This window comes from Moorena sp. SIO4A1 (assembly GCF_010672065.1).
Classification (GTDB): Bacteria; Cyanobacteriota; Cyanobacteriia; order Cyanobacteriales; family Coleofasciculaceae; genus Moorena.
In genome coordinates, this window is the sequence record NZ_JAAHHX010000120.1 from 1 (window position 1) to 9269 (window position 9269).

At 44.0% G+C, this 9269-nt stretch carries 12 protein-coding genes; 6 read left to right on the plus strand and 6 right to left on the minus strand.

The window, feature by feature from the left end; all coding sequences use genetic code 11:
- Positions 1-208: 208 nt before the first annotated feature.
- Positions 209-511, plus strand: coding sequence for a hypothetical protein (locus tag F6K53_RS34075; RefSeq protein ID WP_293083743.1), 303 nt, complete (start codon positions 209-211; stop codon positions 509-511).
- A gap of 6 nt (positions 512-517) precedes the next feature.
- Here the strand turns inward: F6K53_RS34075 and F6K53_RS34080 are convergent, their stop codons facing one another.
- From F6K53_RS34080 to F6K53_RS34090, 3 genes are all read right to left on the minus strand, one after another.
- Positions 518-2173: a trypsin-like peptidase domain-containing protein gene (locus F6K53_RS34080; protein WP_293083746.1), complete on the minus strand. Its 1656-nt coding sequence runs from the start codon at positions 2171-2173 to the stop codon at positions 518-520.
- 74 nt (positions 2174-2247) lie between these two features.
- A complete protein-coding gene (locus F6K53_RS34085) occupies positions 2248-3159 on the minus strand; it encodes a sialate O-acetylesterase (RefSeq protein ID WP_293083749.1) in 912 nt (303 codons plus the stop codon).
- 48 nt (positions 3160-3207) lie between these two features.
- Complete coding sequence (locus tag F6K53_RS34090) at positions 3208-4119, minus strand: sialate O-acetylesterase (protein WP_293083752.1); 912 nt, start codon at positions 4117-4119, stop codon at positions 3208-3210.
- A 104-nt stretch (positions 4120-4223) separates the two neighbouring features.
- On the opposite strand from F6K53_RS34090, the gene F6K53_RS34095 reads away from it, so the two are divergent.
- The gene (locus F6K53_RS34095; RefSeq protein ID WP_293083755.1) at positions 4224-4361 is read left to right on the plus strand and encodes a hypothetical protein; all 138 of its coding nucleotides are present in this window, start codon (positions 4224-4226) and stop codon (positions 4359-4361) included.
- The gene (locus F6K53_RS34100; protein WP_008177627.1) at positions 4358-4633 is read left to right on the plus strand and encodes an HNH endonuclease; all 276 of its coding nucleotides are present in this window, start codon (positions 4358-4360) and stop codon (positions 4631-4633) included. The genes F6K53_RS34095 and F6K53_RS34100 overlap by 4 nt, the downstream gene beginning before the upstream one ends.
- Here F6K53_RS34100 and F6K53_RS34105 read toward each other — a convergent pair.
- The gene (locus tag F6K53_RS34105; protein ID WP_293083758.1) at positions 4630-4773 is read right to left on the minus strand and encodes a hypothetical protein; all 144 of its coding nucleotides are present in this window, start codon (positions 4771-4773) and stop codon (positions 4630-4632) included. The two genes, F6K53_RS34100 and F6K53_RS34105, sit on opposite strands and share 4 nt — an antisense overlap.
- 206 nt (positions 4774-4979) lie before the next feature.
- Positions 4980-5396 carry a helix-turn-helix domain-containing protein gene (locus F6K53_RS34110; RefSeq protein ID WP_070393243.1) on the minus strand — a complete coding sequence of 139 codons (417 nt, stop codon included), beginning with the start codon at positions 5394-5396 and terminating at the stop codon, positions 4980-4982.
- Between the two features lie 744 nt (positions 5397-6140).
- Between F6K53_RS34110 and F6K53_RS34115 the strand changes: the two genes are divergently transcribed.
- On the plus strand, positions 6141-6944 hold the full coding sequence (locus F6K53_RS34115) for a hypothetical protein (RefSeq protein ID WP_293083761.1): 804 nt from the start codon (positions 6141-6143) through the stop codon (positions 6942-6944).
- Positions 6931-7479, plus strand: coding sequence for a lamin tail domain-containing protein (locus F6K53_RS34120; protein ID WP_293083764.1), 549 nt, complete (start codon positions 6931-6933; stop codon positions 7477-7479). The genes F6K53_RS34115 and F6K53_RS34120 overlap by 14 nt, the downstream gene beginning before the upstream one ends.
- Positions 7480-7632: 153 nt before the next feature.
- On the opposite strand, the gene F6K53_RS34125 is transcribed toward F6K53_RS34120, so the two are convergent.
- Positions 7633-8901: a serine/threonine-protein kinase gene (locus tag F6K53_RS34125; RefSeq protein WP_293021365.1), complete on the minus strand. Its 1269-nt coding sequence runs from the start codon at positions 8899-8901 to the stop codon at positions 7633-7635.
- 147 nt (positions 8902-9048) lie between these two features.
- Here F6K53_RS34125 and F6K53_RS34130 point away from each other — a divergent pair.
- A partial coding sequence (locus F6K53_RS34130; protein WP_293068361.1) for a hypothetical protein occupies positions 9049-9269 on the plus strand: 221 nt, incomplete at its 3' end.

Genomic DNA, 9269 nt, shown 5'->3' on the forward strand with positions numbered 1-9269 from the left:
ATATCGAGGGATTGACCTTTGGTCACGCTTCGCGAACGCGACGCGCTACGATAAGCGAGCCAAGAACTTTCTAGGAGCAATTTATCTGGCTGCTGCCGTAATCTGGCTTAATTGATGACACGCCCTAAATCTATTATAGCAATTTTTTATAGCAATTATCAGCAACGTTTGAGCGACATTGCTTATCCTTTTAAGGCAAAAGGCATGCATGCTAAAGGCAATAGTCAAGAGGGTTTTGAGGGAATCAGCGTCAAAAAAGACTCTACTTCATAAGTGCGATCAACCCTATCAATTAACAGAACCCAATTTTAACCAGATATCTAGCAATCCGTGTAGGAATTGTGATAATTTTTGTTCCCTACTCCCTACTCCCTACTCCCTACTCCCTGCTCCCTGTTCCCTGTTCCCTTTGCTATCAATTACTGCTTTAGGAGTGCGTTCGCGAAGCGGAGGCCGAAGGCCACGCTACGCGAACGGCTTTGCCGAATCGCTTAACTTCAACTCAAGTTAATTCAAGTTAATTAGACATTTCCTTTCTCCAAATTCTAATCTGCTGATCCCAACCACCACTAACTAGGGTTTGACTATCCTGGCTCAAAGCAACAGCCACAACATAGCCCGAATGACCATTTAAGGTGCTTTTCAACTGAGCGCTCCTCATATCCCACAACTTAATGGTCTTATCCCAACTACCGCTAATCAAGGTACTTCCATCTCTAGTAATCGTTACTGACCACACCCCATCTGTGTGACCCGTCAACGTTCTAGTCAGTTTACCAGTGTTAAGATTCCACAAGCGAATCGTCCCGTCTCCTCCACCACTGGCTAAGGTCTTCCCATCCAGACTAATCGCTACAGACGATACCGATCGAGAATGTCCCTTGAAGATACGCACTAACTTACCTGTAGCTAGATTCCACAGCCGAATAGTGGTATCTTGAGAACCACTGACTAAGGTTTTGCCATCAGGAGAGATTTCAACAGAATTCACCGAACCTAAATGTCCGGTAAGGGTATGCAACAGTTGACCCTTAGCCACCTGCCAAATCTTAATAGTATTGTCCCAGCTGCCACTAACTAAAGTTTTGCTATCGCCACTGAAAGCTAAAGTCGCCACTGTATCTTGATGTCCAGTCAGGGTAACTAACGGTTTACCAGTGTTAAGATTCCAGGTCTTGATCATACGGTCATCACCGCCACTGACTAAAGTTTGACCATCCGGACTAATCACCACAGCATTCACTGCGCCACCGTGCCCTCGCCAGGTACGAATTAATTGACCAGTTGACAGATTCCACAGGGAGATAGTGCCATCACTATGACCACTAGCGGCCATCAATCCCTTTACTGATCTCCCTTGAGCAAGGGTGCCAATTGCCACAGAACTCACTGAGCCAGTCCCTACTTTAAGGGTATTGGCCAACTTGTAGAAAACTGTTCCGGTCTTGGCAGAGGCAGCTGTAGGAGAGACAGCGACTTGAGGAGTCTTTACAGGAGTTGGCAGTTTCAGCTGAGAGCGCCAGGTTAAATAGGTGTCAATGGCAATCCCAGATGCCACAATTGTGTCAGAATCACCCACTAACCTGACCATGCCATTAATGCCAATTACCCGCCCCTGATGGTCTAATACCGGTCCACCACTCATCCCAACTCTCACCAAATTGGTATAACTCAGAGCATATCCCCTAGGAAGTTTAGAAGCAGCATCGGTGAGCAGTCCTTCAGTATTAATAAACCGCCGTTGTTGAGAAGCACCTCCAGAACGGGGCCATCCAGCCACATAAACCCTTTGACCTGTACTGATTTGCTGGGAATTCCCTAACCTAGCCACTGGGTAGTTAAAGGTGCTAATGAAAGGTAAGATCGCTAAATCTACCCCTGGCATCCGTCTGATGTAGCGGGAGTCTACAGGATAACGATTGCCATCAGGGGTTTGAATCCTGTAGATGCCAGCTTTTTGTAGCACATGAGCATTAGTCAGGATATAGTATGTATTTCCTTGGCGTTCAACAATTATCCCACTCCCACCCTGTTTTGGACCATCAATCCGGACAGTAATCTGTTGCGCAATACTTTTCGCAGCTGGTGTTGATATCACCACTGTGGGAATTGCTGCAATGATGGCGATGCTACCAATTAAAAACCCTGGAACTGTTTTAGATAAGATGTTCATCAAGCTTGACCGGAATCAATGGCGACGTTTCCTGTAGTTTTCCCTGTCTTGATGCACCCTATTATCTTTGAGTATTATCTTTGAGTCAGTTTCCAAAATGCTTTAGCAAATCGTTTTCCAACAATCAAATAACTTTCGGTTGTCAAGTGGACATAGTCTTGTAAAGCCAAGTCATCTGTAGTAATCATCCTAGTAGCTGGTAACTGGACTGTTGCCTGTTGAGCTTTCACGGTTTCCCAGTTCGGGAGCGTTTCTGGATCAGTAGTAGTGCCAATTTGAGCAAAAACTACTGGTAACTCAGGTTTACCTAAGTCTTGACGGAAATCTTTTACCAAGGTAACAAATTTATCAGCCCACTGATTGGGGAAAAACGTTATATCTGAGTCTTGAGAAGGCTTTTGAGCATCTTTTTCCCCTTGAAAGAAAAGTATACCGGTGATTTCTCCCATCACAGAAGCAGCACCTACTCGCTTTAAGCAAGAGCCATAAAGGGTATCCTCACTCAGGCTTCTTTGCCACTGTTGAATGGCACTGCCAGACTTGGCACAAGGAATCAAACCGATGATTAGCTCAGGATTGTATTTCAATAATTCAGTAGCAAACGCCATCCCCGGACCTACCCCAGCTGACTTATCTTCCGAAACTTTATCAACTTGTTTGGTTTGTGAATCAATCGGTTCGGTGGCTAGATGCCAGCGGTAATCGTTTCCAAACACAAAAACGTTGGGGTGAGTAACGGAACTAGCAGGTGTTAGCTTACCTGTTCCGGACATATTCGACTGTCCTGCCAAAATAAATAGGGACATCTTGCCTTCAAAATCTGGTGGAATCACATTGATTTCCCGAGACTCAGATTTATGCTTAACTAAGAAGCGACTAATAATACCGTAGCGTTTGATAAACTTACCGACTGGATAATACTTCTGGAGAAGAATACCAAGAAAAAGACCGATAGCTAGAAAGGAAATAACTGTCCAGGTTTTCATTAATTAATTGATGCCATAATCCTCGACTAGTAAATTCCAAAGATGATGTCACTCATCAGTAAGTTTCCAAAATGCTTTAGCAAATCTTTTTCCAACAATCAAATAACTTTCCGTTGTCAAGTGGACATGGTCTTGCAAAACCAAGTCATCTGTGGTAATCATCCCAGTAGCTGGTAACTGGACTGTTTCCTGTTGCGCTTTCACGGTTTCCCAGTTCGGGAGCTTTTCTGGATCAGTAGTGGTGCCAATTTGAGCAAAAACTACTGGTAACTCAGGTTTCCCTAGGTCTTGACGGAAATTTTTTACCAAGGTAACAAATTTATCAGCCCACTGATTAGGGAACAATCTTCGACTTGGGTAGGCTTGAGGATTAAGGGCATCACTTTCTCCCTGAAAGAATAGTAAACCTTTAATTTCTCCCATTAGTGAAGCTGCATAGGCTCGTTTTAAGCAAGAGCCATACAAGGTATCCTCACTTAGATGTCTTTGCCACTGTTGAATACTAGAGTCCCATTTAGCACAGGGAATTAAACCAACAATCAGTTCAGGATGGTATTTGAGCAATTCAGTAGCAAACGCCATCCCTGGACTGACGCCAGCTGACTTATCTTCCGAGACGTGATCAACTTGTCCACTTGGTGAATCAATCGGTTCTTTGGCTAGATGCCAGCGGTAATCGTTTCCAAAAACAAAAACTCTGGGGTGAGTAACAGAACTAGCAGGTGTCAGCTTACCACTTCCTGACATATTCGACTGTCCTGCCAAAATAAATAAGGACATCTTGCCTTGAAAATTTGCAGGAACTGGTTTGCTTTGATTATCCTTAATGGTGGAAGTGCTGAGGATACCGTAGCGTCTGAACAACTGGTCTACTTGAGCAGACTTTTGTAGTATAATACCTAAAAAAGTACCGATAACTATACCGATAACTAGATATAAAATTATTGACCAAGCTTTCATGATATAGCATGTTTATTTGAGATGTTCAACACTTAGGATTTTACGGTTATCGTAGTAATGAAGTCCACAGGATTTTTTCCCTATTGCCTATTGCCTATTGCCTCTTGCCTATTGCCTATTGCCTCTTGCCTACTCCCTACTCCCTACTCCCTACTCCCTACTCCCTACTCCCTACTCCCTACTCCCTAAAAATTAGGACGAAAGTACCTCACCAAATTCAGAACTTTTATAATTATCAATGACTTGTGAACTTTGCGGAAGAGATGTAGAGCGATTGACAGTTCATCACTTGATTCCTAGACAAAACACTAAGCGAAAAAAGATGAAACCTGGTCCAACGATTACTATTTGTCCTGCTTGTCACCGACAAATACATGCGTTATTCCCAAATACTCGTTTAGCTCTGGAATTGAATACCTGTGAAGCCTTAAAAAATGACCCTCAGATGCAGAAGTTTTTAGCCTGGGTCAGAAAGCAAAAGCCTGATAAGCGGGTGAGGGTTCATCGTTCTTAAGCGTTCGCGTAGCGTGACCATTCGCGTAGCGTGGCCGTTCGCGTAGCGTGGCCAAAAGGCCAAAAGGCCAAGGTCAATCGCATAAGCGCGTTTGTATCTGGATTGTCAACACATGTATTCCATAAAAAAGCAAGAGGCAAAAGGCAAGAGGCAAGAGGAACCCCCCTAACCCCTCCCAGGAGGGGAAAGATATACGGAGTTTTATTGGATAAAAAAATACCTCTTAGGTTTAGATCTAAGCTAAAAATGCTATACCTGTCCTTTTCGTGAAAAGGATCTGTCAATGTGATTTAAACCTCGCTGGTTCATGGTTTCAAGCTGCTTGTCACCCCGTGAAAGTCCTGGCTCAAATAACTTTAAAATCCGAGATAGTCTCAATCCAGACCCTTGCGCCACAATGTAGCGGATTATCAGGGCGATACATCACCCGACAGGGGCCATTGACTTCTACCGTATGACCGTAAATGTTTTTAGAGCCTCGTTTTACCGTAATCACTGGATTGCGTTCCCCGGTGTTGTGATTTTGGCGAATGACTTTCTGATTAACGTGGATTACAGCCTTCGTGTAATTTGTACGCTTTGACCAATTCCGCTTTGGTCCGCGAGTGCCAGGGGTGACCACTGGCATGCCATCAAACAGAGGAATCACCCAAGTTCTACCCACCTTATACGCCCCTTTGACTCTGCCTTTGCCCAGAAGGTAACGGACGCGAGTGGCGGAAACACCCAGTAAATCAGCGGCTTGTGCGGTAGAAATCATCATGGCGGTAAAACCATTGCTTTAACGATACTATTAGTATAACCAGATTTTGGAAAAAATGCCAGGGGCTAGAAAAAACTATTGCATTGTCGCCATCTCACGGAGTAGTAGCAGTGGGTGTAGTAGGTCAAGTTAGCTAAATAGGTGGTGTGGGCGCTTTGAAACTATTGCATTGTTGCCATCTTAAGGAGTATCGGGGGTCGGATAGGTGGAGTGGTGGTAATAGGATTAGTAAATGAAATAGTGGTAATGGGTTTAGTGGGTGCTATAAAACTATTGCATTGTCGCCACGAAGTAGTAGCAGTGGGTGTAGTGGGTTAAGGTAGTTTAATAGGTGGTATAAGTGCTGCAAAACTATTAGACCTCTTGCAAAAGTATTTTTCTGATAGTGTTTGCGTCAATTATTGTCCACTGTTCCCAGATCCGCTGTTCCCTGTTCCCGACAACTGCCGCGAAGTCTATTGCATTGTCGCCATCTCAATGAGGATCGGGCGCGGGGAGATGGGGTAAATGGGGAGACGAAATTGATGTGTAGCCATAATTTACAGAATTGGTATCACTACAAATCAAATTTGAGATTATCCCCTGGGTGACTGAGCAATAAAAAAGTACCCTCAAGGGTACTGTCTCGTGAAAATACTGAGCCTAGAATAGATTTATTGACCGTTGACCGTTGACCGTCAATCATTCAAGTTGGCATAGATATCCTCAACAACTTTTAGATCATTTAACTTAAACAAGAGAGACATGAGCGAAACCAATATTTATCAACAAATTTGGGAAAGTGACGAAAACCAATTCTCGGTTAGCACTCGCACTAGCTGCGGAGAATGGGAAGACGAAACTGCTGACATTCTATTAGATGAGCAAGTCAAAGCTAGCGGTCAACGGGAAATTGACTTAGCCACCCGACCCTTATTCCATAAAGTCAATGAAGACAAATTGTTCGATGAAACCCGCACCTATGTCAGTTTCATTAAACTCTTAGATAACTACGCTATCCGCTCTCTTGACCCAGAATTTACTCCTGAACAAGAAGAACATGAGCAGTTAGATTTCATTTCTCTGATTCTCTCTACAAAACCGATCCAGCTTGCCCGAAACTATATTAACGAGTTAGGTGAGACTCTTTCGGAGCAGCAATTTAGAGTCAAGCTACAGCGAATCTGGTTTGAACTCTACACCAATTACTTCAGGGGCAAATCAACTCACTTTGCTTCTGGCTTTGAGCATGTATTTGTTGGAGAAGGAAAATACAATATCCGCTCTGGAGATCAACGAGAAACCCTTGGCACTATATCTGGTTACCACTCATGGGTTAAATTCTACCTTGATGAACAAAATCAGCGAGTCAACTTTCTTGGCTACAAGTATGACTTACGAGGGAATCAAGGACCGAATAATCCCAACGTTGTCACGTTACAAATGACCCAAAACGTGACTGATATGGGAGGCAATGTTATTGCTAAATTGTTCAAGAAGAAAGGCGGATTTTTTGTTGGACCAAGCCCTGAATGTGAAATCGCGCTTGCAACCGTTGCCTCCGCATGAAAGTGTCTACGGCAAAATTCGTGACAAGGCTCGAATTACTATCAATGATGCCACTTACGATTTAGTCCTCTACCGCAGTACCAATCCTAATGGTAGCCGTGGCGACTTTATTCGTTCCTTCTTTCCCATATTCCTGAGCAAGGATGGCACACAAGAACCGGATATTGATTGTAAAGTTGTGAAAGAAGAGGGTATCATTAAGAATGATGGTCCTGTGGTAGTCGTAGCGGCATTACCTAATCCTGAAGGCTCCGATGAAGGGGGAAGGGAGTGGGTTGAGTTGAAGAATGTGACCAGTGAAGCCATTGACCTCACTGGCTGGGAGATGGCAGATAAACTAGATCGTCCCCAACTCCTGAGTGGCATTCTCCAACCTAACGAAGTTAAGCGCTTCCCCATCACCCGTTTAACTCAATCAGACATGCACTTGAGCAATAAATCAGGATTGATCACATTACGCGATCGCTCCTCCAACCAGATAGCAACAGTTAAATACTCTCGTGCTCGTTCTGGTCACATCTTTCAATTTAACTAGTCCAATTTAATAAGTCATCTCTATTCAGGTTAATCACTGCTATTTAGGTTAATCGTTAATTGTTAATTGTTAATTGTTAATTTTCAATTTCAATTATCGATTTTCAATTGACGATTAACCCAGAATGATAAGTATTCAACCAGACACGATGAACTACTTATTTACAGAGCCATCAGGCATAATTGCGCCCTTGAGGTTAATGCCCTGGCGCTGAGCCCTCCTGATGTCAAAGTTAGCGCCCTTGAGGTTAGCCCCGCCCAGGTTAGCACCATGCAAGCGAGCACCGTTTAGGTTAGCCCCCTCTAGGTTAGCTCCCCACAGGTTAGCCCCCCTGAGGTTAGCTCTCCACAGGTTAGCCCCCTCTAGGTCGGCACCACTGAGATTAGCCCCCTCCAGCTTAGCTTGCTTGAGGTTCTTATCCTGTAGGTTGATGTTTGGGAGATTGCAGCCTGGGCATTCTCCACTGGTTAGCAACTGTCTGGCTGGACTGGTGAGCCAGGCATAGGTTATAGCCGATGAAGAAGCAGCCACAAGGCTGAGGGTGGCAAGTTTTACTACTGCTTTTGTTGGTTGTATAGCCCGCAATAGTGTTTTTAGAGGAGTGACATCATTCACTACATCAATCTGCTTCAGGGCTTTTAGGGCAGTTGCGGCATCGGGATAGCGATGTTTGAGGTTAGGTGCAACCATTTTGTCTAGCCAATGAATAAACTGGGGATTTAGCTTGGGCAACAGTTGTTTGAAATTAATCCGATAATTCTCATCAACTAAGGTGTTGATTTCGCTAGATTTTGTCCCTGTCAGCAAGCAAATCAGGGTTATCCCTAAGCTATACAGATCAGATGCTTTGGTCAATTGCCGATTAAACATCTGCTCTGGTGGCATAAACCCTACACTACCTTTAACAACGCTACTGAGGGTCACATCCCCACCTGCTATCCGGGCAAAACCGAAGTCTACTAGATACACCTTCAAGTTACCCTGTCTATCAACCAAAATATTTTCTGGTTTAATATCTCGATGAATCACAGGAGGTTGCCGCCGTTGCAAGTAAACCAAGACTTCCAAAACAGCGATCGCAATTTGCTTAACTTCTTCTGGTGTCCAGTGGTAATCTTCGGCGAGGGAAGGTGCTGGTTTATATTCTTGGACTAAGCAAAATCCAGTGGGAGTGTCAAAAGAATCGATATAGCGAGGAATGCTAGGATGATTGAGCTGCTGCAGGAGTTTAATTTCTCGTTCATAAGTGTCGTATTCTGCCCAGCTAGTGCCTAATTGGGAAAACTGCAACTGCTTAATCACAACAGGTTGCTGAGTCTCCAGTTGTGTCGCCAGGTAGGTGACTCTACCCCCAGCGTGATTTTGTCCTAACTCTTGTTTAATTTCATAGCCCTGGGGGCTAAAGTCTAAATCCTTACTCATAGTGCTAATTTCAACTGTCCATGTTTAAGAAGCGAATATGATGACCACCGAAGAACACACATCTAATATCTATCCTGGCATATAGTTTTTATACCCAGTTGTTTTCTGTTGTAGCAAATGAGGACAAAATCGGGAGAGGGAAGAGGGGTGAAGAGTGGAAGCTTTGGGGTTGTCAACAATTTTCAGATCATCCCGCAACGGGAGCAACGTCCATCATTAAAATGGCTGATCACTGATATAGCAGAAGTCAGAAGTCAGAAGTCAGAAGTCAGAAGTCAGAAGTCAGAAGTCAGAAGTCAGAAGTCAGAAGTCAGAAGTCAGAAGTCAGAAGTCAGAAGTCAGAAGTCAGAAGTCAGAAGTCAGAAGTC